Source organism: Sulfolobus sp. A20 (genome assembly GCF_001719125.1).
In the GTDB taxonomy this organism is placed as follows: domain Archaea; phylum Thermoproteota; class Thermoprotei_A; order Sulfolobales; family Sulfolobaceae; genus Saccharolobus.
Window position 1 is genome coordinate 350525 of record NZ_CP017006.1, and the last position, 25499, is coordinate 376023.

Sequence of the window (25499 nt, forward strand, 5' to 3'; positions counted from 1 at the left end):
TTCACTTCCTCTTATTCTTTCTCTTTCCACCTTTTTTACCTTTTTCCTCTCTTTTAGGCTTTTGAGGTTGCTGTTGTGGTTTTCTTGGTGGAGGTTGAGCGTATTTCTCTTTAATTTCTTCAATCCGCTTTTTCAATTGTTCATTTAACTGATCGCCAATAAATCTACCACTAAAAGCGTCAACTCTGGCAGCTATAGCTAATTTAGCTGCTAACGCTCTAGCTATCTTGCCTCTTTGCCATCTGGGAGAAGTGTGTATCGCTGGGTATTGGAATATAACACCATGTTTAGGAGGTCTACCTCCACCTCTTAACGCTCTAAATAACGCTTTTTCTGCCCCTAAAACTTGAATAGTACTTGCTGGCATTTTAGCCAATTCCTCTAAACTACCAGCTAAACTTAATAATCTAGCACCTAGCGTTGGTCCAACTATAGCTGTAACATTAGGTGCTACTTCTTTCATAACACTTTCTAAATAATTAGTCAAATTCTTTCTTATGTCATATAACTGAATTATAGTATCTGATATCATCCTCATAGATGTTAAATCGTCTTCTGAGATATCAGCACCTATACTTTTCTTAGCAGCGTCAATAATCCTATTTATTTTGGTATCATTTGAAACTATTTCGCTCAAATCCTCTTTATTTATACTATTTCTATCACCAAACTTAGAAACTATACTAGCATATTCTCGATGGTCCTCTATTAATTTATCTAATTCTGGGAAATGAATACTATACCATTCCCTTAACCTTTCTGAGAACAGATTTATAGTCTTATCAATATCGTCTATTGCTCTTACTGCCTGAATCGCCAAAAGATCCCTTCTTTGCGAGGCTGATCTCAACTTCCTCCTTGTATATTCTAATGATAACTCATAGAGAAAATTATAATAATCTTCTTCATCCTTAGCAAACTTACTCTCTACTGCAATCTTCTGTACATTATCTCTAAATATTCTTGATACTTTATTATGAGGTTCATATATTGCCTTATATCCAAGCTCTTGTAATTTCGGAATCTCAGCTTCATTTTCCGTTACAACTTCATCTATCTTTAGTTTTTTCAGTAGCTCAATTGTTGAAGAGAATGGGACTCCCTTTTCATTATTTATCAGCTCTTCGGTTAGCTTACCCAATTCCCTCTGGTTAATTACACTGTCTATTAGTTTACCATCTTGATCGTAAGCAAAGGATCCAATTACGTGTTCAATCAAATATATTTTCATCACTTATCACTACAAAACCTATCTGGCAAATTTTTAAGTTTAAATGTGTTATTTATATTTTGATCTCTATATGCCATCCCACGGATCGTTAACAAAAGCTGGAAAAGTAAGAAGTCAAACACCTAAAATTCAGCCGAAGGAGAAACATAAAGAAGTACCAAGAGTAAGAAACAAGAAAGAATATGAGAAGAGAATATTAAAGGCTAAACCAGAAGAGCGTGCAGTTGCTAGATAACAAATTTTTTTGTTTAAACTTATCTATCTTTTCTTAAATGTTAGAAGGATATAGAGGAAAAGCTTATGAACTATTGAAGAACATTAATGCAGATATCGGAGACTTATTAGAAATTATAAGTAAGGGTATAAGGATAGAAGGTATCCTAATGCCTAGTTATTCAAAAGATGAAAAAATAATAGTAATAAAGATGGATAATGGTTATAATATAGGTTTATCTTTAGACAATATAAGCGAAATAAAATTATTAAATAAGTTAAGAACTGGAAAACAAGTAGCTGAGGAAATACACATTAATGAAAAGAAGAGTAGTGAGATAAAGATAATTAGTACTGGAGGAACAATTGTAAGCAAGGTAGAGTATGAGACTGGAGCAGTGAGACCAGCATTAAAGACTGAGGAAATCTTACAATTTTTGCCAGAAATTTCAGATATAACGAGTATTGATGCAGAAATATTATTCTCGATTCTTAGTGAGAATATGAAACCAGAATATTGGGTAAAAATAGCAGAGAAAACCAAGGAAGCCTTTGATTCAGGCAACAAAGGAGTTGTAATCGCTCATGGAACTGATACTATGAGTTACACTGCATCTGCATTAGCTTTCTCCTTACAATCATTGAAGGGACCAGTGGTATTAGTAGGTTCCCAAAGAAGTAGTGATAGACCAAGCAGCGATTCGTCGATAAACCTGCTATCATCTATCTTACTAGCAAAGAACGCTCCATTCGGCGAAGTTGTAATAAACATGCACGGTGAAAGCTCAGACACATATACACTGGCACACAGGGGAGTTAAAGTTAGAAAAATGCATAGTAGCAGACGTGATGCATTTCAATCAATAAATGATAAACCACTAGCTAAAGTTTTTTGGAGAGAGAAAAGAGTAGAGATGCTTAGGAAGGATTATATAGAAAAGAAGGATGAGACTATATTAGATGCTAAATTTGATGATAGAGCATTTTTATTATACTACTATCCAGGCTTAAGAACTGAGATAATAGATTCGCTCATCTCTTACTCAAAAGTGAGAGGAATAATAATAGCTGGAACTGGATTAGGTCATACTTCTTCGGATTACGTGGAACTCTTCAGAAAGGCTGTAAAAGATGGAATATTTATTGGGATGACCACTCAATGTTTATTTGGAAGAGTTAACATGAACGTTTATACTACTGGTAGGCAATTATTGGATGCTGGAGTTGTGCCGTTAGAAGATATGCTACCAGAAGTAGCGTTAGTTAAACTCATGTGGACACTAGCACATTATCAAGACGTAGAAAGCATAGGAAAGATTATGAGAACAAATCTAGTTGGAGAAATTAATCCCAGACATACGATGGATCTATACCCTAGGTGGTCTCATGAGTGAGATAGATTATGAAAAAATAGGATTAAAAGTAGGTTTAGAGATACATCAGCAACTAAATACTCAAAACAAATTATTTTGTAATTGTAAAACTAATTTAGATGAGGAATATAAAGGAGTCTTAGAAAGGTATTTAAGGCCATCAATAAGCGAACTAGGAGAAGTGGATATAGCTGCATTATTTGAGTGGAAAAGGGGTAGGAAATATATTTACAGATTATCATCAAACTCGAGCTGTAATGTTGAGGCAGACGAAGAACCTCCTCACCCTATAAATGATGAAGCATTGAAGACAACCTTGGCAATAGCATTAGCCCTAAAAAGCAAAATTGTTGACGAAGTTTACGTGATGAGAAAAATCGTAATTGATGGATCTAATACCACAGGATTTCAGAGAACTGCTATAGTAGCCATAGGAGGTAAACTTGAAGAGGAAAACGTGACAATACAGACAATAGCTCTTGAGGAAGACGCAGCTAGAAAGGTAGAAGAAAACAATAATGAAGTCACATACTCTCTTGACAGATTAGGAGTTCCGCTAATAGAAATATCAACTGGTCCAGATATAAAAACACCAGAACAAGCGGAAAGAGTAGCTTTAAAAATAGGCCAATTGCTCAGAATGACTGGAAGAGTAAAAAGAGGAATAGGTACTATTAGACAAGACTTAAACGTGTCAATTAAAGGAGGAGTTAAGATAGAGATAAAGGGAGTTCAAAGACTTGAATTGATTCCATTAATAATAAAAAATGAAGCAATGAGGCAGTTCAATCTCTTGAAAATAAAGGAAGAGCTCGAGAAAAGAGGTGTAACTAAAGATCTAATATTATCTTATATGCAAGTAAAAGATCTAAGTGAATTATTTAAAAATACTAAAAGTAAAATAATTAAAAATGCCTTAGATAAGGGAGAATTGATTTATGGATTAAGATTACCGAAGTTTAAAGGGATATTAGGTTGGGAGTTATCCCCTAAGAGAAGGTTTGGAACAGAATTAGCTGATTACGTTAGAGCGTTAGCTGCACTAGGGGGATTGATGCACTCTGATGAATTACCAAACTACGGAATAACCGCTGAGGAAGTAAATGAGGTAAAAAGGGCATTAAACGTGTCAGAAGATGATGGATTTATAATTATAACCGGACCTAAGGAGAAGTTAGAAAGGGCCATAGAGACAATTAGAGATAGAGTAATTCAAGCTTTGAATGGCGTTCCTAAGGAGACTAGAGGTGCCTTAGAAGATGGTAATACTAAATTCTTAAGACCACAACCTGGCTCAGCAAGAATGTACCCAGAAACTGATATTCCGCCAAGAAGAGTAGATGAGGAATTACTTGAAGAGGCAAAAAAATTAGTTCCAGAACCACCAGAAGTTAAACTGAAAAAGTACGTTAAATTAGGATTAAGTGAGGAGCTAGCTAAAGAAATTCTAAGAGATCCAAAACTAGATTTATTTGAAGAGTTAGTCTCAAAATATTCAGAAAGAGTTCAGCCATCAATAATAGCAACACTAATTACTAATACGCTGAAATACGTTAAATCAAAGGGCGGAGATATCTCTAAGATCAGCGAGGAGGATATTGAGGAAATAGTTAAGGGAATTTATGAAAATAGAATAAGTAAGGACTCAATTCAGGAAATACTATTGGAATATACCAGTAGCAAAAGTTCAGTAAGTCTATCTGAAGTGATGAAGAAATATGAAATAATTCCCGTAGAAGAATTAGAGAAGATTGTTGAAGATGCAATAAAATCTAACATAGATGAGATAAATAAAAGAAAAGAGAAAGCGATAAATATTGTTATGTCAAAAGTTATGAGTAGAGTTAAAGGAAGAGCAGACGGTAAGTTAGTGCTAGAGTTAATTAAGGCAAAATTAAAGGATTTAATAGGATGAAGAATTACCCTCGGACTGATAAGTGAAATGAAGAGAAGGCATTTGTCGGATAAAAATGATGAGCTTGACCGCTTATGAAAATCGATGATATATTAAAGGTAGCCTCTGATTATCCATCTGGAAAACTTGAAAGTCAAGTAATTAAATTAGAAGACGAGCTTTTACATCTTGAACAATTGCCTCAGATATTAAATTTATTGGATGCAAAAAAGGTTGAGTGGAGGTACAATGCAACGATCGTAGGACCAGATCTATCCATAGTGAATACCGAAGGAGGTACTAATGAAAAAAAGTTAATTGTAAGAACACCTATAAATAAGGTATCTATACCCTGGAAATTCCATAGGATAGAGGAAAAGAATTTCATAAAACTAATTAATTATCTCATACCTTGTAAGGAAGGCAAGTCCATATTTAACCCATCCCCTTGGGAAAGATATTATTTTAACGGAAATAGAAAAATACTACTGCGTGAAGGAGAAATAGGCGAAGGGTTAACATCGTCAAACACTCAAATCGATTTTAGGTTAGAAGAAAATAACGTCAAGTTAGAAACTAATTTTCTAAATCCATATTTCTATTACATTAATCCATATTACTTAGAGAAGGATGAAAAGCCGATTAATCAAACTTTTGCCATTAGCTTGGAATTAACTGAATCATATTCAATAATAAGTAATTCTAAACTAAACTTGAAATTTAATTTGGGGGAAATTAAGGCTGAAAGTGATAAGAAGATAATGATAGTGAAATCTAAAAGCACAAAGGAGGCAAAAATTCACAGACTTTTATGGGATATGGAAAATGAGGTTATAGAACTAGATTGTAAACCACCTTTTCCTCTATCTCTTTATCGACTTGAACCAGCTTCAGTTGTTCCATTGCATTTTTCGTTTAGTGAAAAAAGCAATGTTTTAGACATAATATTAGAGAACTTTGAAGATAAACCGGTAATTGCTACTTTATATTTAAGCGCTAGAATATCAAAAGTAATTGAACCGTTAAATATAAGTTCGGAATATGATAGAATAAAAATACCTATTAGGAGATGGGGAATAGCAAAAATATCAATTGAAGTAAAGAAACTGCCAGAAATATTTCTAAAAAGAAAAGCTATATGACTTAAACACTCTCATAATAGCAAGGAGCTAGATTATATCCATTTTTATTCAAAACTTTTTTGCCCTCGGAACATAAAATACAATAATAACCAGCCAAACTAGCATTATTAGATGCAATCCTATCTACAACTTCTGATAATAATTTCATAAACTTAGGGTCTTTCTCTAGAACATATCTTAAACCGCTTCCTCTTTTACTCTTAATGTAATTAGATACAGCAGCTGGCGTTAAACCCATTATACTAGCTACTTTATATTCAGACATATTCCTCTCTTTTACTAATTTTTCAGCTACAATAGACCTAACTGCAGGCAAAATCTCTTTTACTGAAACTTCACAAGGTAACTGTAATGACATATACTCACTACATTATACTATCTTAATGAAAAAATAAAAATGTTTTTTTATAATTCACAAGTCTTACATCCGCCAGCATACGTCTCTGATACTTCCACAAATTTTTTCTCTAATCTAAGTGAGGATGGAACTAGTTTGCTACTACCCCCCTCTTCCCCCTTCTTCTTCTCATACTCCTCTCTTTCTTTCTTCACTCCAAAGTAGATCACTTGCTGTGATTTACTCTTATCTCTATATACAGTAATTCCCTTTATCCCTAATTTCCACGCTAATAGGTAAACGTTAGCAACTGTATCAACAGGCTCCTCGCTCCTCAAGTTTATAGTCTTTGAAGTCCCTGAATCATTCCACTGTTGCCAAACCGCTTGATGTAAGACGTGATAGATCGGTTGAACCTCATGAGCAGTTCTGAATAGTCTCCTCAATGATTTAGGCATGAATATATTTTCACCTATCATCCCAGTTTCCGCAATCCTCTGAATAACTTCTGGATCATCTAGCTCGTACTTCCTTAAATATTCTAAGAATAATGGATCTATTTCTATGAACTTTCCTACAGCAACATTCCTGACGAAAGCCAACGCAAATAATGGCTCTATAGAGGAAGAAGTGCCAGCAATTATAGATATAGTGCCAGTAGGTGCCACAGAAACAACGGTAGAATTCCTCAAACCATATTTTATCCTCTCTTCCTTTAATAAGGAGAAGTCTAATTTATCCACGTTCTCTGTAAGTTTTTTAACATAATCACTCACTTTATCATTAACCCTAACTATTCTTAGGATTTCATTAAATTCTAGTGCACTTTCCCATACATCCCTATATAGCTTAGGATCATAAGCTGGAAATGAACCTTTCTCTTTAGCTATCTCAATTGACGTCTTAAGTGCATAATAGTATATGAACTTAGCTAGCTGGTAAGATAAGTATATAGCATCTACGCTATCATAAGGTATGCCTAATTTGATAAACATCCTAGCTAATCCCATAACACCTAATCCAACCTTTCTAGTCCTCTTTGTAGCCTCCTCAATCTGCTTTAATGGATAGCGGTTTGCATCAATCACGTTGTCAAGAAATCTTACCGCATATTGAATAGTCTCAGCTAAACCATTCCAATCAATTGCAGCCTTTCCGTCTCTCTCTATTACAAACTTCTCCAAGTTAATTGAACCTAGATTACAACTCTCCCATGGCAACAAAGGCTCTTCTCCACATGGATTAGTAGCATTTATCTTACCTAAATACCAAACTGGATGTCTCCTATTAATAGTATCAATAAATAGTAAACCAGGATCACCACTGTCCCACGCACCTTTTACAATTTCGTCAAATAACGACTTAGCATTGACGTACTTAGTTATAGCTCCCTCTTTTTCCGCAATAACAAGAGCTTCATCAATAGTAATAATCTTCGAATCGTCTAGATACACACTTCCTCCTTTCTCTTCTAGCTCACCTAATATGACGTCTTGAATCCACTCCTCATTCATATAACCTCTAGCTTTAGTGATATAATAATCGTGATCTGTTCCCACGATCTTAGTCTTCCTAGGATTAATCAAAGGCACACTTTCTCCTCTTTCCACTGCTTCCATGAAATAGTCATAAACCCCTACAGAGATGTTAAAGTTCTGTAATTGAACGTCCTTAAGCTCACCAGTCTTAGCCTTTATAAAATCATTAATATCAGCATGCCATACATGCATAACTCCCATATTAGCTCCTCTTCTTTTACCCCCCTGCTTAATAACATCGGTTGATGCATCGAAAACTTTCATAAATGATACCGGTCCAGATGCTACGCCTGCAGTCGAAGCCACTACATCCCCTTTCGGTCTTAGCTCAGAGAAATCAAATCCAGTCCCTCCTCCTTGTTGATGAACTAAAGCTGTTGCCCTCAAAGCATCATAAATCCCGTCACCTTGAGGAGTAGTCATTGCATCTTTTACTGGTATTACGAAACAAGCTGAAAGAATCCCTAGTCTTGTGTCACTATTCATTAATGTAGGAGAATTTGGCATGAACTTCAAATTACTTATGATATCATAGAACTTCTCCTCTAGATTCTTTACCTCAACTTCACTTTTCTTATAAATCTTACCTTCCACACTCGCTAAAAATCTGGCGACCCTCCTGAACAACATCTGTGGAGTTTCAATATATCTAAGAGTATTGGGATCCTTTAGTAGGTATCTAGCCTCTAAAACCTTCAAGGCATTATAGGAGAGAAGAAGATCTTTTTCATCAAATTTTGACCAGTTTCCCTTACCGTAAACATGATTATAAATTCTAGCTAAAACATATCTCTTTGCTAATTCCATTAGCTCTGGATATTTTAATGAGTTTTCTATCAGATTCCTTTCCACTATATCAGCTATTGTCCTAGTATCAATGCTATTATCCTTAATAGCATTCTGAATATCCTTTATAATACCGTCTACAACATCATCTGATATAGTCAATTTAGATAGTATCTTCTCTAGCCTAAATTCATCAAGCTTACCATTTCTCTTCACTACCTTGACCTTACGCAATGACGTAGCGTATATTAGCTTCTCCATTAGAAGTCAATTATATAATATTGAAAGCGAGGATATATTTTTCTTTCTTTTTATTCTTGGTATTACCATGAACACTCGCAGTAAATAGTAAGCTCAATCATATATTTGAGTAAAAATTATATTTCCTTTATTCTTATTTCTAATTTATTTATCAATATAGATAAATACCGATATTTTAAAAGTTTTAATAAATTAGCTAAGTCTTGATAGAATATGAGAGGCAAACAAGATGCCAGCTAAAGCAGCTAAATAATCAAAAACGAAATACTAATGGAAATAAAATATAATTACCGATATTTAATTTAGGGGCAGAATAACACTTTTCGATCGTTACTGAGATAATACATATAAATAATTAATCACAAAAATCCTCATACCTTAAATAAAAATCACAAAAATATGAAAACATCAATGTACCAATAGCACGAGAAAATTAGGAGTTGAGTTAAAGACTCTAGAAATCTTGAAATGATCTTTTATTTACGCTAATTTTTACTGCGATGTTCAACTTTAACTAGTTGCTTAATGAGAAAAACTTTTAAATAATTACAAATGTGCGGACCCGCCGGGACTTGAACCCGGGACCTAGGGCTCCGAAGGCCCTCGCTCTATCCTAGCTGAGCTACGGGTCCTCACATTCTACTTAATACTTTTATTCCTAAAACTTTTAGCCCATTCTTTAGTACTGTAGCAACGCCTTTAACTAAATATAGTCTTGCTATTCTTCTGCCTAAATTATTCTCTTGCAGAACTCTTTCCTTATCATACCAGCTATTAAACGTATCAGCCAATTCTCTTAAGAACGAAACTAGGTCCTCCAATCTCATCTCGTCAACAGATTTCTTAAACACTTCGGGAAACTTAACAATATGAACAAGAATTTTTCTCTTCTCATCAATTATGTCAGTGAAATCTACTTTATCTATTGAAAGTGTATCAGTCGACTTTTGCAAAATATTGAAAGCCCTAGCGTATGTATATTGTAAATAAGGACCACTATTCTGTTCAAAATTAACTATTCTATTCAAATCAAAAGATAATGGTTTATTCGCAGAGACTGATAATATAGCATACCTCAGTGCAGCATTAGCTATCTCATCTGCGTTATCCATTACCCCTCCCTTTTCCTTAAGCTTCATTTTAACTATATCTAATAGTCTCTCATATATCTCGTCTATGGTTAAGATTCTACCCAATCTACCACTTAATCTAAATCCTTGAATGTTAACCATGCCATAAGAGTAGTGGACTAAATTTTCAGCTAGATTTGAATACCCTAAAAGGTGAAGAGCACCTCTCAACTGAATCTGGGGAATATATTGTTCTTCTGCTATCACGTTTATTACGATATCTGCATTAAATTGATTAAACTTATACAAACTATACGCAATATCCCTAACGGTGTAAAGAGTAGTACCATCTGACCTAGTTAGCACTAAAGGAGGTATTTCTAGACCTTTAGGTATTCTCAGCCTTTCTCTAACATCACTGTCCAGAGAGTTTTGTAAATCTATTGCTGGAACTCCCTTATAATTTATCCTAGAAGGCAAAACGATTAGTTTATCTAAAACTTCATTTACCTTGTTCTCCCATAATAAATCACTTTCAAAATCGAAGTTATCAAAGCTTATATTAAGCTTACTAAGAGTTTCCATAAAGCCATCTAGAGCTACCTTGACATATTTCCTAATGATACTCTTTAGCTCTGTCTCACCTTTCTCATATTCTTTAATGATTTTACCAATTTCTGTTTCAACGTCGTCTATCTTATTTATCTCATCTATTAACTTATCAAATAATGCTTGGTTTCTATTTCTTAACTCATTTGCTACAGTAACCATTTCGTCTAACTGTCTAATCTTCTCCTTGTACTCAACTTCTGAAACTTTTTTTATTTCTTCTCTAAGCTTCTTTATCTCTATAATAACATTAGTCATTGCGTATATCAAGCCCAACCAGAGATCCTTCTTTAAGTTAGGGTCTGGTTCAGGAAAGCCTAATAATTTCAAACCAAGAATCAATACCGCAACTTGTCTCCCAGTGTCATTAACGTAAAACCTAACGTTAACCTCATGTCCTCTAAACTTCAAAGCTCTACTCAGGGAATCACCCAATATTGTATTTCTTAGGTGTCCTATGTGTAGTGGATGGATTGGATTAGCACTAGTATGCTCTACAATTATTCTCTTCTTTTTATCTATTTTCTCAAATCCATACTCTTCGTCAAAATTAGTGAAAAGTTTAATGAACAGATTCTTCACGTTTAGAGTAGAATTTAGATAAATATTTACCACATTAGTAGAGCTTATTAGATCTCCAGCATAACCTTCTAGTATTTTAGCCTTCTCTTTTATATTGCCTTTTATTATTGATGGGAGTGGTATTGATAGGTCTCCAAAGTCCTCTCTGGGAGGATAGGTAATATTTTTTAAAACTTCACTCATATCCACGTTTAGTTGTTTACTTACGAACTTAGCTATCTCAATCTTAGCTTCTCCTATTAGATCCACAACTCGTTTTATGCCTTTAACCTTTTAATATTTACTTGAAATTAGCATATAGTTATGAGGAAGAGAGTAGAAATTTTAATAGTAGAGGATTATAGTGGAAATCCAAAAATTGATGAAGTTAGTTCATCACTTAAGGAATTATTAAAGGATGAAAACGTAGTGATAACTAGGCTTCATTTGCCTCAGTGGACTGATAATGAGGAAGAAGACGTTACAGGTGTTCACGTGATTGTGAGGGAAGTTGCAGAAACATAACATTTGTAAATATTACAAAAATGGATATTGCACATCTCCTGCTCTGGAGAAACCTACTGATGTCGTAGTCTCGAGTTCGAGATGCTTCGGGAATTTTAGAGCTTGCAGATATTTTTTAGACGAATCTAAGGAAGGATTAGAGAAATATGATGAGGATAAGAGTATAGAACAGGAAATTAAGTTTTATCCCAAAATAAACGTTTTAGAAAATGTAATTGATAGTGCGTGTGAAAATTACCAGCTCATAAAGAGCGAGAAAGGATTCATCGCATATTGTAAAGCAATAAGCAGAGTTTTAGTAACTCAACAAGCTACGCTTTGCAATAAGGAGTATCAAAAATGTCCATATAGATTTTTATTCAGCACCTAATTTAACGTATTTCCCGTCTTCTAATAGATTAATTTTACCTTTTTCCACTAGATCAGCTAACGCTCTTCTTATCTTATCTTCACTAGCAATTCCGGATAACATACTATGTAACTCCTTTAAATTCATGGGTTTCTCATTTAATAAGTCTAATAATATCTGTTTCAACTCATCTTCGTTAGGTGCAGTCATAACAATTACGTCTTTATCAGAGTAAACTACTTTAAGCTTGTTTTCAACATTAGAAGTGGATTTCTTACTTTTCTTTTTGCTTTCATTACTCATACTATCCACACTCACGTTTACCTCTCATTTCTAACTTTTAAGCATTATGCGTATTATGAAAACACAATCGGTGATCAATAATAACAACGTTATGTATGAATAATGAGTAATAATTTCTAAAATTATTAATTATGTAAGGTGAGTCGAATGAATACATCTTTATATTGCAGAATTTAGATTATCATAATTAGGCGACAATGGTGAAAGAGCCAGACTTCCTGAGGCATGTTGTAAGTAAAGTGTTGTCTCCAAATATAATTGATTCTAAGAGGCTAGATGAAGCCAGAAGAATACTTGGAGAAGCAGAAGTAAAGTATAACTTTTCCTCTTATGGAGGGGATCCTAAGAAAATAATAGACTTTCTACTTAGTCCAGATTTTACAGAACTCAGTTTAATTCTAGGTATGGATATAACTAAGAAATTATTAAATGCAATTAAGGATAATTATAAGGACGAAGATATAATCAAAACAGCCGAAAAAATACTAAAAGAGATTGACGGATATTTAGAAGATATAAACGAATCTAATATAACATTAACAGTTAATAAAAAATATTTCTAATCAAAGGATGGTGTACTTGATCCTTCGCCAGACTCCTTACCTTTTTCCTCTCCTTTCTTCTCGCTCTTTAGTGGAGAAGCAGCTATTAGATCATCAATCTTTAATATCGCAGTAGCTGCTTCAGTGGCACTCTTTATAACCTGAGCCTTAACTCTAATGGGCTCTATAATGTTTAAAGCATGTACATCATCAATTATTCTACCGCCTAATACGTCAACACCTGAATTAGTTAGACCCTTAGCATGTCTTGCTCTTAAATCCATTAAAGCAGATATGGGCTCCATGCCTGCAGTTTCTGCTAAGATCATTGGTATTTCTTCTAAAGCATCAGCGTATGCTTCAATTGCTAACTGTTCCTTTCCACCTACTGTTCTAGCATATTCTCTTAATTTCTTTGCTATCTCTAACTCTACTGCACCACCGCCTGGCAATATATAAGGCTCTAGTAGAACATTTCTCAATGCATGTAATGCATCATTTATACTTCTTTCAGCTTCGTCTAATGCCATATCATTAGATCCTCTAAGTAAGATGTTAACGGCTCTTGGGTTCCTAGCTCCTTCAATGAATACCATTTTATCGTTTCCTACTTTTCTTTCCTCAACTAACTCAGCATAACCTAAATCATCGGGCGTAGCGTCTTTAATACTACTGATTATCTTCGCTCCTAAAGCCTTTTCCAACTTCTCTATATCACTCCTCTTCACTCTCCTCACAGCTAATATACCCTTCTTAGCTAAGAAGTGCTGGGCTACATCATCAATACCCTTCTGACAGATTACTACATTAGCTCCAATAGAAGCCAGCTTGTCTACCATATCCTTTAAGTACTTAGCCTCCTCATCCAAGAAAGCTTTTATCTGTTCCGGTGATGTTATACTTATCTTAGCTGATATTTCAGGCTTTTCTACCTCCAATGCAGCGTCTAATACAGCTATCTTTGCCTTAGTCACCCTTCTAGGCATTCCAGGGTGAACCACTTCTTTGTCTAATACTAAACCTTTTACTAACATACTATCTTCTATACTTCCGCCCTTCTTCTTATCTATCTTTATTAAATCTAAACTTACATTATATCCTCCATTGGGTAAAGGCTCAGCTACATTAGTTACTGCATCTAATACTATATCAATTATTTTGTCTAATTCTTTACCTTCAGCAAGGAACTTACTAGCTAATGTAGTAAAGGCTATCTTCTTGAGATTAGCCCTAGTAGAAGCGTCATTAAGATTCTTTACATCAATTTTTACCCCTAGTTGCGGAAGAATTTCCAATATTTTAGCTGCTGCTTTTTTATATCCTTCAATAATTATAGTTGGATGAACGTTCTGATCTAATAAGTTCTCCGCTTTTTCTAATAACGTGCCTGCTAATACTACTGCACTAGTAGTTCCATCACCTACCTCTGCGTCTTGAGCCTTAGCTGCTTCAACCAATAACTTAGCTGCTGGATGTTGAATCTCAAGATCTTTTACTACAGTAGCACCGTCATTCGTAATGGTTACGTCTCCAAAACTATCAATTAACATCTTATCAAGTCCCTTTGGCCCTAGGCTAGTTCTCAGCATTTCAGCTAGAGTTCTAGCTGCTAATATGTTGTTTCTTAACGCATCTCTACCAGTAGTTCTATTTGTACCCTCCTTAAAGAGTAAGACTGGAGCAGCCATATCTTACACCGTTCCGTGAGAACATTAGTATCGCTTATATAAAAGTTTTTCCTTTCAATAAAAACACAGAAAATTATTTAAGGGATAGCAGAAGCCTCAGCTATTATGCTCTGTGAGCGATGTAATAAAAGAGATATAGTAACTACTATAGGGGGGAGAAAGCTATGTTCCGTTTGCGCTAAAGACGAGATTATGAAGAGAATTAAAAGAGAGTTTTATCCTAGGAAAGCCTTAGTAGAAAACGATAAGATTATAATTGCATATCCTGCTTATCTAAAACCGTTATCTGAACTATTAATCAATATAATCAGTAGACTCTATAGAAAATTTAATGTAGGATATTTGAGTCTTGAGATTGAGCCTGCAAATAATATTAATGATGAGATATGGAAACTCATATCAGAATCTAAATGCGTTGCAGAGAAAGGTGGAATCAAGAAAATAATCTTACCTTACACTTCAGACTTCTTGATGGCATATTTAATATATGCTACTGCTAAAGGTGATTATACGTACGTTAACCTCATGAATTTCGAATATAAAGTAAATGATATTTTATACTTATTGCCATTCTACAATACCTCTCTAATGGAGCTGAACGGATTTGAGAACGTTAATGAATATAAAATCATCACAATGGACGAGGTTTTTAATGATATTTTAGAGTGGGAGAAAAGCCTCTTAAAAGACAATTACGAATTGTTTCATGCCTTTCAAAACTCTAGGAGGATATTTGAAGAAAAAAGCTATAGATGTGAAGAATGTGGAGGAATAATTAACTCCCCGGTAAAACGCTGCGTGAGATGCTCTCTAATTTCTGCTTCTCTTCCTTGTTAAGGATAACTTCGTAATATATTAAACCTTGAACAGGCTTAAACTTAGAAGGTGGTATAGGCCCTTCTGAAGTATAATAAAAAAATCCGGACTTCAGAATCTCGCTAAAACCCTCTTTATCAAATTTAATATAGTCTTGTAAGGTAGACATCACATTTATAGTGTTCTTCAACTCCCTCATACTTAAAGTATAACCACACACTTTACAAGATAAATCGGGCATTACAGACTCAAATCCGCATCTGGGGCACTTTATAGGAGAACGAAACCCATTTGAGTAAAGTGTCCAATTATTCCTTAATATGTCTATCAAATCTTTCTTATTTCTTCTAATTAACTCTCTATATAATCTATCAGCTAGCTGAACTATACCTTGTCTAGTGTAGTTTGTTACAAATTCAAGTTGATCATCAGAAAGTTTCTCAAGATCCTTAATACGAAGTATTTTGTAAGCTATTAATTCCATCAAATTATCCCCCATAGCACGCAAGCGATTTAAAATTGTTGATAATTTTGGCTTAGACTTAACTTCGCCAACTGCAGATGCAAAAGGCTCCTTTAAAATTTCTTTGTATTCTTCTCTTGAAAAGTTAAGATAGGACAATCCTAATAAATTTACTAATTCGTCCAGGTATTCATCTAGTAGTTTGTCTGGATCAACATATTTTTCATTCTTCTTTTTATTAGAAGATTTTTTAGGTTTTTTCTCTTCAGAACTCTTATTTTCTTCAGATTCATCCTTCTTTCTTTTAGGCAATCTGTTATTATTTAGAAGTCAGTTTTTATAAAGCTTTAAACCATAAGTGCCAAATCTTGAAAGTCCATTGGTAACATTTTCTTCTTTTCAATAATCTCTTGATATTTGTTATCTAGAAACCCTATGAATATAGGACAAGTTTCATACTTTCCTTCACGCTGGCATTTTTCACCTAATGTAAGGAAACATTTACCATTTTTCTTGTCATAATATGGACATAACTTATAATACGTCTTTGCACTTTTTATCATTCTCTCTATCCACTGTTTCTTATGATCTTTCTTTTCGGCTTCTTTCTCTGCTTTGGCTAATACTTTATTTATCTCGTCTTCGGACATTTTCACTGACTTATTAGCTGACATACTTCTCCTCCTCTTGCTTATTAGTTTGGATAAATAGATTAAATACATTACTACTACTACAACAAGCCCAGTAAGTCTATTATCTTCCTTTAGTATGTTTGTATAATTATTTTAAAATAATTTTCTCCCAACAAAGGAATTCAGTTAACTGAGAATCTATAGTAGTAGTATATATTAAAATCAAGAACACAGAAGTAGAACGTATATTCATGCGACTTATCTTAACATTCTGAAATTAGTTTCCTTAACTGTTGAGATAGACCTATCCTTATTCCCATCCTAGGATCCTGGTAAATATAAATAAGCCTCTTAGTCTGTAATCCTCTTAACACTTTAAAGATCCAATTAGTGTCAGCTCTAATTTCTTCTTGAAGTTGATCCAGATAGATGTATGTTGTGCCCCATTCTTTATATTTATTAAGTAAATTTATTAATATTTCTTTTTCGTCTTCCTCTAATTTTTCTAGAATCTCCTTTATACAATCCGTTATTTCTTGTTTTTGTCCTTTTTTGTTTACTTTACTAGTTTGGTTATCAATAAACCACAAAACTTTTTGATTTTTGTTGTCCGATTTTTTCTCCTCTTTGTAGTTCATTGTCTGTTTAACTTGTTCTTTTCTATCCAGTATCTGTTTAGCAAGAACTAGCATTTCTTTGAACTTAGAATTAGTATATGAATCTAGTATCTCTTTTGCTAATTCCTCACCTTTTCTACTCAAATGCCATCTGCCTCCTTCTTGATAAACTAACCCTTTCTTCTTCCAGTAGCTGAGATAGCTACTAACGTATTTAGTTTCATAACCTAAATTGCTCGCTATTTCTGAAGTTCTTAAAGGTCTAGCATATAATAGTATAATAACTGCTTCGACGAGTTTTGATCTAGGACTGCCGTTGAACTTCTCATCATTTGTAAGTTGCTGGATTACTTCTTCCATGTCATTGTCTTCATAGTCGCCAGTCATTTTACTAATATTTGTAGTTTCTGCTTAAATCTGAAGCTAAGAATAACTTTGGAATTATTTTGGCATTTTTTATCCTAAGTAGTACTTAGTAACAAGTTTTTATTGCATAGAATTTATTATATCCAACTATAATATTATATATTCCAGAAAGTTTTTCATCTATAAATTTATCGCCAGTATCAATTCTTAAACAATCAATGGTATATACTTTTTTCAAAGGAGATATTATAATTATATCGGTTTTGTTTATTTTCTGAAGAAGTTTAGGACCAATTTCTTGATTACCTCTCCCTAATATAAATCCTTGTTTACCTATAGGTGTTAAAATAATCTTTAACTCCCCGGTTAAATCTAATAAATCGAAATAATTTGCATTACTCTTTATTAGTTGTTTGTTTTTAACAATGTCCACACTAAGAAAATTGGTATTATAAATCCCTAGCTTTTTTTCTATATACTTAACAGTACTTCCTGGACCTAAAATGTAAAATATGTCATTTTTCAAGTTTTCTATCACATAATCAGCTATTTCTTCGAGTTCGGCTTCCTCATAGCTTATCTCATCTTTACTAGGAGCTAATAAATTATCGCTAGCTACAGTTAATGTTATATAGTATAGTTTTACTACATATCTTCCTTTTCTATATTCCTCCTCATCCACATCAAGAATTTCCCCCTCTACGATTTTCGCCTCACCTTTAAGGAATTTAGACAGCAGTAATGCTCCAGCTTCTGGTGTCGAGGCAAAGACGCCACTATGCATTTTTACTCCAGCTGGAATTCCTAAAATAGGAATCTTCTCATTACCTTTAAGTCCTTCATATACGTCTCTAGCTGTACCGTCTCCTCCTACGAAAACTATAATATCCACATTATTTCTGATGAACTCTCTCACTGATAGTATCGTATCATTTCTAGTAGTTATCGCTGAGTCGCCTACGTCAATTGTTGAGTATTTAAATGTTAGGTTGCTTTTTTTAAAATATAACTCTCCCATTTTAAATTTTGGAATAATATACTCAGCTTCAAATGGTGCATTCTTTAAAAATCTTAGTACCCTATCTCTTATCTCAGGGTTTTCTACATGCAGATCATCGCTTCCCTTATTTCCTATTCTTCCACCTGAACCCGCGTAGGGGTTTACCAAGAACCCGATTCTTTGCATATCTCTAACTTTTGAATTAGTTGAGCTAAGATTAAAAATGCTAAATGTTGATCATTAGGTGTAATAAAAGTTATCAAGTCTCCTTCTCTACAATCGTTACAATTTTCCCTTATCTCTTCTATTAACCCCTTGAGTGACATTTCATCGGTCTTAGGTGGTATCTCTATTTTTCCATCTCGAGCAATAATACATATAAGTGCTTTATCTGCACCTAGTCTTATCATCTCATCTCTAAGATAGAGCACTGAGAAGTTATTGAGAAGCTTTGATCCTTCATGTAAGACTATCATGTAAGATTTCCAATTCAAGGATTTTAGTTCAGACTCCTTTATCATTGAATTATTTTGAATGCAAGACACTAATCTTTCTCCTTTTTCGGTAAGTGTATTTCCCCCTACAGGATCCGTGTGGATTAACTCTAACTCTCTAAGTCTTTTTAACATTGTTTTCATTGAAGCTTCAGTCAGACCTAAGTTTTTCATTAATATTATTCTCCCTACTGGCTGCATTTGTTTAATTTGCAGGAGTGCCATTATAATATGTCCTTCATCGAATTTTGGCTTATTTCCTTGTTTAGCTTCTATGAGTTTCGTTAAGATCATCTGGATATCCATATTTAAATATTGGTAAAGGTAGTATTAAATTATGTTCAAAGGTAGAAGTTTGTTATGCCTATTGGATTTCGAAGCTCATGAGATAGAGAAGATGTTAGATGTCTCTTTTATGATGAAAAACTTCGTTTACTCGAGTAGTGTACCTAAGTCTTTAGAGGGGAAGAAAGTTGCGTTACTCTTTGAAAAACCCAGTACTAGGACTAGGGTCAGCAGCGAATTAGCAATATCGATGCTAGGTGGTATACCAATAGTTCTCAATAAGCAGGATATACAACTATCTAGAGGGGAACCAGTAGAAGATACTGCTAGGGTTTTAGGCAAGATGGTTAATGGGATAGGTGCTAGGGTTTTAAAACATGAAACTCTAATAAAGCTTAAAGAGTTTTCTAAAGTACCAATATTCAATTTATTGAGTGATTTATCTCATCCTTTGCAAGCATTAGCTGATATTATGACTATAAGGGAGAAATTCGGTAAAGGCTACGTTAAGATAGCTTTTGTAGGTGATGGCGGAGATAATGTATTATTAAGTTTAATGTCAGCAGTAGCTAAACTTGGGTTAGAGTTACATGTGGCAAGCCCTAAGGAGTTAAGACCTAGAGAAGACTATTATAAATTGATAGAGGAGATAAGTGAGATAACTGGTGCTATAATTGAATTTCATGAAGATCCTTATGAAGCAGTAAGAGGTGCACACGTAGTTTATACTGACGTTTGGGTCAGCATGGGTCAAGAGGAAATAGCTGAAAGAAAGAAGAAATTATTAGGCAACTACAAGGTTACTTCAGACTTAATGAAATACACTGCTAGGGACTCAATATTTATGCATTGCTTACCGGCCAATAGGGGCGAGGAAGTAGATCAAGATGTAATAGATGGCCCAAGGAGTGTAGTCTGGGATCAAGCTGAGAATAGATTATATACTGCCATGTCAGTATTTTCCCTATTTATTTAAAGAACTCGTCAATTTTTCTTTGTTTTAAGATCTTCCTAATACTATTTAACTCAAGTAAATCAATTTTAGCTTTAAGCCTATTGTTTACGAAAAGTATAGCTTCTAATGTACTTTCAAATTTTCCCAATCTATTTTCCATAGCTCTTCTAACTGTTTCCCTTATGTGCCAATTTCCTACTGGTGCATAATACTCGCTAGTTATCTCCCTAATAATTATTATCCCAGCTTGCCTCTTAATTTTCTCTAAATACTCTAACACACCTAATCTAGCAGCTAAATATCCTCCATCCATATAATCATACTCTCCCCAATAATTTTCAGATAGTTCAGACACCAATAATTCAGTAGACCAAAGACTTAATGGATGCCAAATTTCGATCCATGTAGACGTATATTTCGATGGGTACAAGATGATATGAAAGTAGTTCCCTAAATACGAAGAATAATATACTTCTACTTGGTTTAATTCATTATATTCACTAATTTTTTCTTGTAACTCCTTCCCTATCATACTATCAACTGCAGTTATAGCCCATCTCGTTGGAACCAATTTTCTCCTTTTTCTTTGTCCGAGGAGACCAAAGGACAATGCGTTAATTATTTTATAATAATCTATGTTATGTTTATATAATTCATAAATAGCCTCTTGAGCTTTTACATCATCAAAGATTAATTTGTCCAATTTAGCTGGAATTTTGGGATTATCAGTTACTTTAAACTCTTCAGCGGGTCCACCTGGACCCCTTGGAAGAACTCTGCCATCAAATTTTAACTTAGCTTCCAGTTTTTTTAACTTAGCTTCAGAGTCTACTGGGTTTTCAGATATTACTGTGAGTGGTATTTCAGTGTTGTATAGGTCTAATGCTTTGCTAGCGTCAGTTTTAAGCATAGCAGATATGAGAGAGGACCTAAGTTTTATTATCTCTCCTAAACTCACCTTACCCCACCAATTTAACGGATTTTCATAATTTCTAGCTTCTTCCCCATGTATAGAAGGAGGCAGATTTAGAATAAGTGTAACCTTAGGATATCCCCTTTCTCCTACTATTGCACTAGGCGGAGTAGACCCATCAACTAGCTTGGACTCTTGATTGATTTTTACTTTTTGTAAACTATTAACTATACTTCTAAATCGTTCCATTAACGGGCAATATGGTAAGCCACAAAGATATTTGTGGCCTTTACATTTCACGCATAATTCCGCCGGTATTGCGCGCAAATCCTAACTTCCTCTGAATATACCATTCTGCAATAGATAATTTAGCTCTAAATGATAATCCTCTAATAATATTTCTAATTTTACCTTTCAGTAGGTTATCCAGAATTTCATCCGTATTAAATTCTGTTATATCATAGAGTTCATTATATGCTGAACCTATTGCTCTCATTACATGTGCATCACTATTTGCTAAACCCGGTAATCCTAATTGTTCTGATACTTCTTTTGCCTTATTATTAGCGAAACTAGGTGCCTTTGAATTATATACTTCTATTAGATTAAATCTATATCTATATACGTTTTCTCCTATACCTTTTCTGAATATATCAAATGGATGAGATGGGAAAACTACACAAGAGTTTTCCCTAGCATATTCTAATAACTCTGTTATTACACTGGGTGGGGAGGGTATGAAACTACATAGTATCACTACATGTCCATATTGTGTAGTAACCTCTTGTCCTGGTATTACCTTCTCTTCTTTCACACTTTCCAAACCTCGTGAAGTATCATGGTCAGTGAGAGCGATATAAATGTTCAATTTTTTAGCATATCTTATTAGATCCTTAGGAGAACTCTTTCCATCACTATAAAAAGAATGTACATGAAAATCAAAAAACATTATACATAACCTAATTCTTTCATTACCTCTAAAGTTAAGATCGTGATTCCAGCAGCCCCTCTTACGAGATTGTCTCCTAAGACAATTAAGCGTAATAATCCTTCCTCTGCTCTTACTCTACCTACAGCTACTGACATACCATTATAATACTGTAAATCTCTCATTGGCTGTGGCCTATCTTCTTCATCTAGAACCATTATTGGAACTTTAGGTGCTGTAGGCAGGTTCTTCTCTTGAGGTAGGGATCTGAATTCTCTTAAGCTCTTCTTAATTTCTTCCTCATTTACCTTCCCTTCAGTTACTATATTTATTACGCCCATATGCCCTATTTTTACTGGAACCCTTGTGGTAGTAGCATAAATCTGTAGGCCAGCTTGGCTGATGCTATTATTGATTAGTTTACCTAGCATCTTGTTGATTTCTCTCGGTATCTTATCTTCTTCTCCTTTTATCCACGGTATAACGTTTCCTTCAATTGCCATGAACGGTAAGCCACTGTATCCAGCTCCACTTACAGCTTGTAGAGTGGTTACATAAATACCTTTAGCTTTAACTAATCTCTCTAGTGGTTTCAAAGGCATTGAAAGAATAGCTGCCGTACAATTCGGGTTCTTAATTAATAATCCTTTCCAATTTTTATTTAGTTTTTGCCTTTTAAGCAATTCTAAGTGATCCCAGTTGATTTCAGGATTTATTAATGGTACATCGGGGTCCATTCTGAACGGAGAAGCATTAGAAACTACAATTTTGCCTTCTTTAACTAGTTTTAATTCAACATCCTCAGCAAGCTCATTAGGTAATGCTGAGAGTACTACATCAACGTCCTTATGATCTTCAATATCAGTGGATACCATAGGCAAGTCAGCTACTTTTTCCGGTATTTCGTCAGGCTCTATCCACTTCACCGCTTCTCTATACTTCTTACCAATTTTAGATGGTGATGCACTAACTTTTACCAACTCAATGTAGGGGTGATTTGCTAACATTCTTACCATTTTTTGTCCTACCATTCCGGTGGAGCCTAATAATGAAACTCGTATTTTGTCAACCACTTACTATCACCTCATGTAACTCCTTTGATAATCTATCTCCTTCTCCCTTATTAACTATAAAGGTTAAACTAACATTAGATATACCTCTTGAAATTGACAAGGGATCGTATTTAGCTGCTATGGATAATACTTTAGTCGAAATCTCCTTCTTTCTTATTCCACACCCTATTATTCCTACTACATCAATGTCTTTAACTTCGACGTTCTTTACTAGTGAACCCTTTAATTCCTCTAACCTATTTAATAATCTACTGGCTGATGTTGAGTCTACTGCTAACTGAATTGTCGTTTCACTTGCGGGTTGAGAAATAGATATTATATTGACTCCAGTTTCCTTTGCCTCAGTAGTTATCTTAGCAGCTGAACCGATTTTACCTACAATTTTAGTGCTCTCAACAGTTATTAACTTTAAATTATCTAATAACGAAATCCCTTTTAGTCCATCATTGCTGTCACATTTTCCGTCAATTATCGTAAATCCGTCTTCATATAAAGATTCTACGAAAACTTTTATGCTAGTGTCAAACAATGGGTCAAAAGTTCTAGGATGTAGCCTCTTAGCTCCCAATTGTGATAGTTCTATAGCTTCTTCTAACGATAATCTAGGAATTGTTTTCGCATTAGGGAATTTTTTAGGATCTCCGGTCATTATACCCGGTACCTCAGTTATCAGCCTAACTTCATTCATACCTAGTAATTTACCAAACAGGGTTGCCGTATAGTCACTTCCACCTCTACCTAATGTTGTATACCTTCCATCAATAGTTTTGCCTATAAATCCTGGGATCACGATAACATTTGATTTCACGTTACTTATCACATTTAATGTCTCTTTCCTAGATAGATCTTCTATTACGTTCGCCTCTCCGTAGTTACTATCAGTTATTAGAATTGGATAGGGTATACCTTCAGCCTCTATCCCATTGCTTCTTAATATAGAAGAGAGTAATATCGTAGCCATTCTCTCTCCAAACGACAAGACATAGTCTCTTACTCTAGGAGTTACTTCGTCCAATACTCTTATAGACCAGGCTATTCTAAATAATTCGTCACTTAATTTTGATAAACCTTTAAATGCGTTCTCGAATTCTTTACCATCCGTAAATTTGGATAGTAATTTTACATGCCTTTCATAGATTTCAGTTACAATATCTCCAGAAATCTCAGTGTTTACTGTAATATTCAATAATTCATTCGTTACATTTTTTATCGCTGATGTCACAACTACTATTCTATTATACTTCTTATGTAGTTCCCTTATTTTATCTACTATTAATTTATAATCATTTTCATCTTTTTGAATTGAACCTCCTATTTTAACTATTAAATCCATTTATTTCACCAGTGATAATTTTTTCTATGTAGTACGGATTAACAAGGATCCTCTTACTAGGTGCCTTAGCCATACTATCCGGATCTTTAAGTGAATGACCGGTTAAAATTAAAACAGTTTTCTCATCTTTATTCACTATACCCTCATTTAAGGCTTTATAATAGCCTGCTAATGCAGCTGATGAAGCAGGCTCGGCTCCTATTCCTTCCTTTCTAGCTAGATCTTTTTGTGACTCTAAAATCTCAGAGTCAGACACTATGATCGCACTTCCATTAGAACTTTTTATCGCCTTAAAAGCCTTCTTCCAATTTACTGGCTTACCTATTCTTATAGCAGTAGCTAATGTGTCTGGATTATCCGTGAATTCTGGCTCATCTTTGCCTTTAATTATGGCACTAGCTATGGGTGATGCTCCTTCAGCTTGAACTCCAATCATTCTAGGCACCTTATCAATTTCACCAGTTTTTAACAATTCATTAAATCCCTTCCAAATTGCGTAAATATTTCCAGCGTTGCCAACAGGAACTATGACGTTTTCCGGTACTCCTATTTCCTCCACGATTTCAAAAGCTATTGTTTTTTGTCCTTCAAGCCTCCACGGATTAAAGGAGTTCAAGGGATATACTATTCTTAAATCTCTATACAGTCTCATTACAGCTTCCATAGCTACGTCAAAACTCCCATCAACTTCTAGTATTATAGCACCATATAATATTGATTGGGCTAGCTTACCTATGGCTACCTTACCCTTTGGCAAAACTATAAAACTCTTTATTCCTGCCCTTGATGCATAGGCTGCTGCTGAGGCTGCAGTATTTCCAGTAGACGCTGCTATTACAGTTCTATAGTTTAAACTTACTGCAGAGCTCACCGCTACTGTCATTCCTCTGTCTTTAAAGCTACCTGTTGGGTTTAATCCTTCAAATTTAAAGTATAAATTGCGATTTATGTTAGTTGATTGTATTAATGGAGTTCCACCCTCATTTATGCTCACTAAAGTCTTATATTCTCCCGGTATTAGATCTTTATACCTCCAAACTCCCTTACCTTGCAGATTCTTAAATGAAAAGTCTCTTGGTGGCTCTACTATTATTTCTAGTAATCCACCACATTTGGGGCATAGTATTTGATTTTGGTCTATCTCACTCTCATATCCACAATTTAAACACTTCATAATACCGCTTAATCTGTTTCCAACAACG

The 25499-nt window shown here is 34.4% G+C and carries 25 protein-coding genes and 1 tRNA gene; 9 read left to right on the forward strand and 17 right to left on the reverse strand.

All coding sequences use genetic code 11. The annotated features are described in order from the left end of the window. Position 1: 1 nt before the first annotated feature. Positions 2-1234, reverse strand: coding sequence for a C/D box methylation guide ribonucleoprotein complex aNOP56 subunit (locus tag BFU36_RS01740; RefSeq protein ID WP_197490540.1), 1233 nt, complete (start codon positions 1232-1234; stop codon positions 2-4). 67 nt (positions 1235-1301) lie between these two features. On the opposite strand from BFU36_RS01740, the gene BFU36_RS01745 reads away from it, so the two are divergent. From BFU36_RS01745 to BFU36_RS01760, 4 genes are all read left to right on the forward strand, one after another. Next, a complete protein-coding gene (locus BFU36_RS01745; RefSeq protein WP_069281756.1) occupies positions 1302-1466 on the forward strand; it encodes a 30S ribosomal protein S30e in 165 nt (54 codons plus the stop codon). A gap of 37 nt (positions 1467-1503) precedes the next feature. Beyond that, positions 1504-2838: a Glu-tRNA(Gln) amidotransferase subunit GatD gene (gene gatD / locus BFU36_RS01750; protein WP_069281758.1), complete on the forward strand. Its 1335-nt coding sequence runs from the start codon at positions 1504-1506 to the stop codon at positions 2836-2838. Beyond that, entirely contained in the window at positions 2831-4732 is a 1902-nt protein-coding gene (gatE, locus tag BFU36_RS01755; RefSeq protein WP_069281760.1) for a Glu-tRNA(Gln) amidotransferase subunit GatE, read from the forward strand. Before gatD ends, gatE begins: the two co-directional genes overlap by 8 nt. A 74-nt stretch (positions 4733-4806) precedes the next feature. Next, entirely contained in the window at positions 4807-5853 is a 1047-nt protein-coding gene (locus tag BFU36_RS01760; RefSeq protein ID WP_069281761.1) for a hypothetical protein, read from the forward strand. Position 5854: 1 nt separating this feature from the next. Here the strand turns inward: BFU36_RS01760 and BFU36_RS01765 are convergent, their stop codons facing one another. From BFU36_RS01765 to BFU36_RS01780, 4 genes are all read right to left on the reverse strand, one after another. Continuing rightward, a complete protein-coding gene (locus tag BFU36_RS01765) occupies positions 5855-6211 on the reverse strand; it encodes a transcriptional regulator (protein ID WP_069281762.1) in 357 nt (118 codons plus the stop codon). 47 nt (positions 6212-6258) lie between these two features. After that, complete coding sequence (locus BFU36_RS01770) at positions 6259-8775, reverse strand: adenosylcobalamin-dependent ribonucleoside-diphosphate reductase (protein ID WP_069281767.1); 2517 nt, start codon at positions 8773-8775, stop codon at positions 6259-6261. Positions 8776-9332: 557 nt separating this feature from the next. Further along, positions 9333-9407, reverse strand: a tRNA-Arg gene (locus BFU36_RS01775). After that, the gene (locus BFU36_RS01780; RefSeq protein ID WP_069281769.1) at positions 9408-11285 is read right to left on the reverse strand and encodes an arginine--tRNA ligase; all 1878 of its coding nucleotides are present in this window, start codon (positions 11283-11285) and stop codon (positions 9408-9410) included. A 54-nt stretch (positions 11286-11339) separates the two neighbouring features. On the opposite strand from BFU36_RS01780, the gene BFU36_RS01785 reads away from it, so the two are divergent. Next, positions 11340-11540, forward strand: coding sequence for a hypothetical protein (locus tag BFU36_RS01785; RefSeq protein WP_069281771.1), 201 nt, complete (start codon positions 11340-11342; stop codon positions 11538-11540). Next, entirely contained in the window at positions 11527-11910 is a 384-nt protein-coding gene (locus tag BFU36_RS01790; protein ID WP_069281773.1) for a hypothetical protein, read from the forward strand. The genes BFU36_RS01785 and BFU36_RS01790 overlap by 14 nt, the downstream gene beginning before the upstream one ends. On the opposite strand, the gene BFU36_RS01795 is transcribed toward BFU36_RS01790, so the two are convergent. Continuing rightward, the gene (locus tag BFU36_RS01795) at positions 11896-12192 is read right to left on the reverse strand and encodes a hypothetical protein (RefSeq protein WP_069281775.1); all 297 of its coding nucleotides are present in this window, start codon (positions 12190-12192) and stop codon (positions 11896-11898) included. The two genes, BFU36_RS01790 and BFU36_RS01795, sit on opposite strands and share 15 nt — an antisense overlap. 197 nt (positions 12193-12389) lie before the next feature. Between BFU36_RS01795 and BFU36_RS01800 the strand changes: the two genes are divergently transcribed. Then, on the forward strand, positions 12390-12755 hold the full coding sequence (locus BFU36_RS01800) for a hypothetical protein (RefSeq protein ID WP_069281777.1): 366 nt from the start codon (positions 12390-12392) through the stop codon (positions 12753-12755). Here the strand turns inward: BFU36_RS01800 and thsA are convergent. Next, the gene (gene thsA / locus BFU36_RS01805; protein ID WP_069281778.1) at positions 12752-14422 is read right to left on the reverse strand and encodes a thermosome subunit alpha; all 1671 of its coding nucleotides are present in this window, start codon (positions 14420-14422) and stop codon (positions 12752-12754) included. The two genes, BFU36_RS01800 and thsA, sit on opposite strands and share 4 nt — an antisense overlap. 105 nt (positions 14423-14527) lie before the next feature. Between thsA and BFU36_RS01810 the strand changes: the two genes are divergently transcribed. Then, positions 14528-15259 carry a hypothetical protein gene (locus BFU36_RS01810; RefSeq protein WP_069281780.1) on the forward strand — a complete coding sequence of 244 codons (732 nt, stop codon included), beginning with the start codon at positions 14528-14530 and terminating at the stop codon, positions 15257-15259. Here the strand turns inward: BFU36_RS01810 and BFU36_RS01815 are convergent. The 5 genes from BFU36_RS01815 to BFU36_RS01835 form a co-directional block, all read right to left on the reverse strand. Next, on the reverse strand, positions 15198-16013 hold the full coding sequence (locus BFU36_RS01815; RefSeq protein WP_069281781.1) for a hypothetical protein: 816 nt from the start codon (positions 16011-16013) through the stop codon (positions 15198-15200). The two genes, BFU36_RS01810 and BFU36_RS01815, sit on opposite strands and share 62 nt — an antisense overlap. A gap of 35 nt (positions 16014-16048) precedes the next feature. Further along, the gene (locus tag BFU36_RS01820; RefSeq protein WP_069281783.1) at positions 16049-16375 is read right to left on the reverse strand and encodes a hypothetical protein; all 327 of its coding nucleotides are present in this window, start codon (positions 16373-16375) and stop codon (positions 16049-16051) included. Between the two features lie 221 nt (positions 16376-16596). Next, positions 16597-17337, reverse strand: coding sequence for a replication initiator protein WhiP (locus BFU36_RS01825; protein ID WP_069281784.1), 741 nt, complete (start codon positions 17335-17337; stop codon positions 16597-16599). An 85-nt stretch (positions 17338-17422) separates the two neighbouring features. Beyond that, positions 17423-18502 carry an ATP-NAD kinase family protein gene (locus BFU36_RS01830; protein WP_069281785.1) on the reverse strand — a complete coding sequence of 360 codons (1080 nt, stop codon included), beginning with the start codon at positions 18500-18502 and terminating at the stop codon, positions 17423-17425. Beyond that, positions 18478-19116: a DUF4443 domain-containing protein gene (locus tag BFU36_RS01835; RefSeq protein ID WP_069281787.1), complete on the reverse strand. Its 639-nt coding sequence runs from the start codon at positions 19114-19116 to the stop codon at positions 18478-18480. The genes BFU36_RS01830 and BFU36_RS01835 overlap by 25 nt, the downstream gene beginning before the upstream one ends. Before the next feature lie 31 nt (positions 19117-19147). On the opposite strand from BFU36_RS01835, the gene argF reads away from it, so the two are divergent. Beyond that, the gene (gene argF, locus BFU36_RS01840; RefSeq protein ID WP_069281791.1) at positions 19148-20071 is read left to right on the forward strand and encodes an ornithine carbamoyltransferase; all 924 of its coding nucleotides are present in this window, start codon (positions 19148-19150) and stop codon (positions 20069-20071) included. Here argF and BFU36_RS01845 read toward each other — a convergent pair. From BFU36_RS01845 to thrC, 5 genes are read right to left on the reverse strand one after another with little or no spacing between them, the layout of a single operon-like run. After that, entirely contained in the window at positions 20064-21290 is a 1227-nt protein-coding gene (locus BFU36_RS01845; RefSeq protein ID WP_069281795.1) for an Nre family DNA repair protein, read from the reverse strand. The genes argF and BFU36_RS01845 overlap by 8 nt on opposite strands. Then, positions 21253-21912, reverse strand: coding sequence for a PHP domain-containing protein (locus BFU36_RS01850; protein WP_069281797.1), 660 nt, complete (start codon positions 21910-21912; stop codon positions 21253-21255). Before BFU36_RS01850 ends, BFU36_RS01845 begins: the two co-directional genes overlap by 38 nt. Beyond that, the gene (gene asd, locus BFU36_RS01855) at positions 21912-22964 is read right to left on the reverse strand and encodes an aspartate-semialdehyde dehydrogenase (RefSeq protein ID WP_069281799.1); all 1053 of its coding nucleotides are present in this window, start codon (positions 22962-22964) and stop codon (positions 21912-21914) included. Before asd ends, BFU36_RS01850 begins: the two co-directional genes overlap by 1 nt. After that, positions 22957-24297 carry an aspartate kinase gene (locus BFU36_RS01860; RefSeq protein ID WP_069281801.1) on the reverse strand — a complete coding sequence of 447 codons (1341 nt, stop codon included), beginning with the start codon at positions 24295-24297 and terminating at the stop codon, positions 22957-22959. The genes asd and BFU36_RS01860 overlap by 8 nt, the downstream gene beginning before the upstream one ends. Then, entirely contained in the window at positions 24281-25471 is a 1191-nt protein-coding gene (gene thrC, locus BFU36_RS01865) for a threonine synthase (protein ID WP_069281804.1), read from the reverse strand. The genes BFU36_RS01860 and thrC overlap by 17 nt, the downstream gene beginning before the upstream one ends. Positions 25472-25499 lie beyond the last annotated feature (28 nt).

Coding starts and splice junctions, on each gene's coding strand:
- BFU36_RS01745 (WP_069281756.1), top strand. CDS start 1,302: ATGCCATCCCACGGATCGTTAACAAAAGCTGGAAAAGTAAGAAGTCAA.
- gatD (WP_069281758.1), top strand. CDS start 1,504: ATGTTAGAAGGATATAGAGGAAAAGCTTATGAACTATTGAAGAACATT.
- gatE (WP_069281760.1), top strand. CDS start 2,831: ATGAGTGAGATAGATTATGAAAAAATAGGATTAAAAGTAGGTTTAGAG.
- BFU36_RS01760 (WP_069281761.1), top strand. CDS start 4,807: ATGAAAATCGATGATATATTAAAGGTAGCCTCTGATTATCCATCTGGA.
- BFU36_RS01765 (WP_069281762.1), bottom strand. CDS start 6,211: ATGTCATTACAGTTACCTTGTGAAGTTTCAGTAAAAGAGATTTTGCCT.
- BFU36_RS01770 (WP_069281767.1), bottom strand. CDS start 8,775: ATGGAGAAGCTAATATACGCTACGTCATTGCGTAAGGTCAAGGTAGTG.
- BFU36_RS01785 (WP_069281771.1), top strand. CDS start 11,340: ATGAGGAAGAGAGTAGAAATTTTAATAGTAGAGGATTATAGTGGAAAT.
- BFU36_RS01795 (WP_069281775.1), bottom strand. CDS start 12,192: ATGAGTAATGAAAGCAAAAAGAAAAGTAAGAAATCCACTTCTAATGTT.
- BFU36_RS01800 (WP_069281777.1), top strand. CDS start 12,390: ATGGTGAAAGAGCCAGACTTCCTGAGGCATGTTGTAAGTAAAGTGTTG.
- thsA (WP_069281778.1), bottom strand. CDS start 14,422: ATGGCTGCTCCAGTCTTACTCTTTAAGGAGGGTACAAATAGAACTACT.
- BFU36_RS01810 (WP_069281780.1), top strand. CDS start 14,528: ATGCTCTGTGAGCGATGTAATAAAAGAGATATAGTAACTACTATAGGG.
- BFU36_RS01820 (WP_069281783.1), bottom strand. CDS start 16,375: ATGTCAGCTAATAAGTCAGTGAAAATGTCCGAAGACGAGATAAATAAA.
- BFU36_RS01825 (WP_069281784.1), bottom strand. CDS start 17,337: ATGACTGGCGACTATGAAGACAATGACATGGAAGAAGTAATCCAGCAA.
- BFU36_RS01830 (WP_069281785.1), bottom strand. CDS start 18,502: ATGCAAAGAATCGGGTTCTTGGTAAACCCCTACGCGGGTTCAGGTGGA.
- BFU36_RS01835 (WP_069281787.1), bottom strand. CDS start 19,116: ATGGATATCCAGATGATCTTAACGAAACTCATAGAAGCTAAACAAGGA.
- argF (WP_069281791.1), top strand. CDS start 19,148: ATGTTCAAAGGTAGAAGTTTGTTATGCCTATTGGATTTCGAAGCTCAT.
- BFU36_RS01850 (WP_069281797.1), bottom strand. CDS start 21,912: ATGTTTTTTGATTTTCATGTACATTCTTTTTATAGTGATGGAAAGAGT.
- BFU36_RS01860 (WP_069281801.1), bottom strand. CDS start 24,297: ATGGATTTAATAGTTAAAATAGGAGGTTCAATTCAAAAAGATGAAAAT.
- thrC (WP_069281804.1), bottom strand. CDS start 25,471: ATGAAGTGTTTAAATTGTGGATATGAGAGTGAGATAGACCAAAATCAA.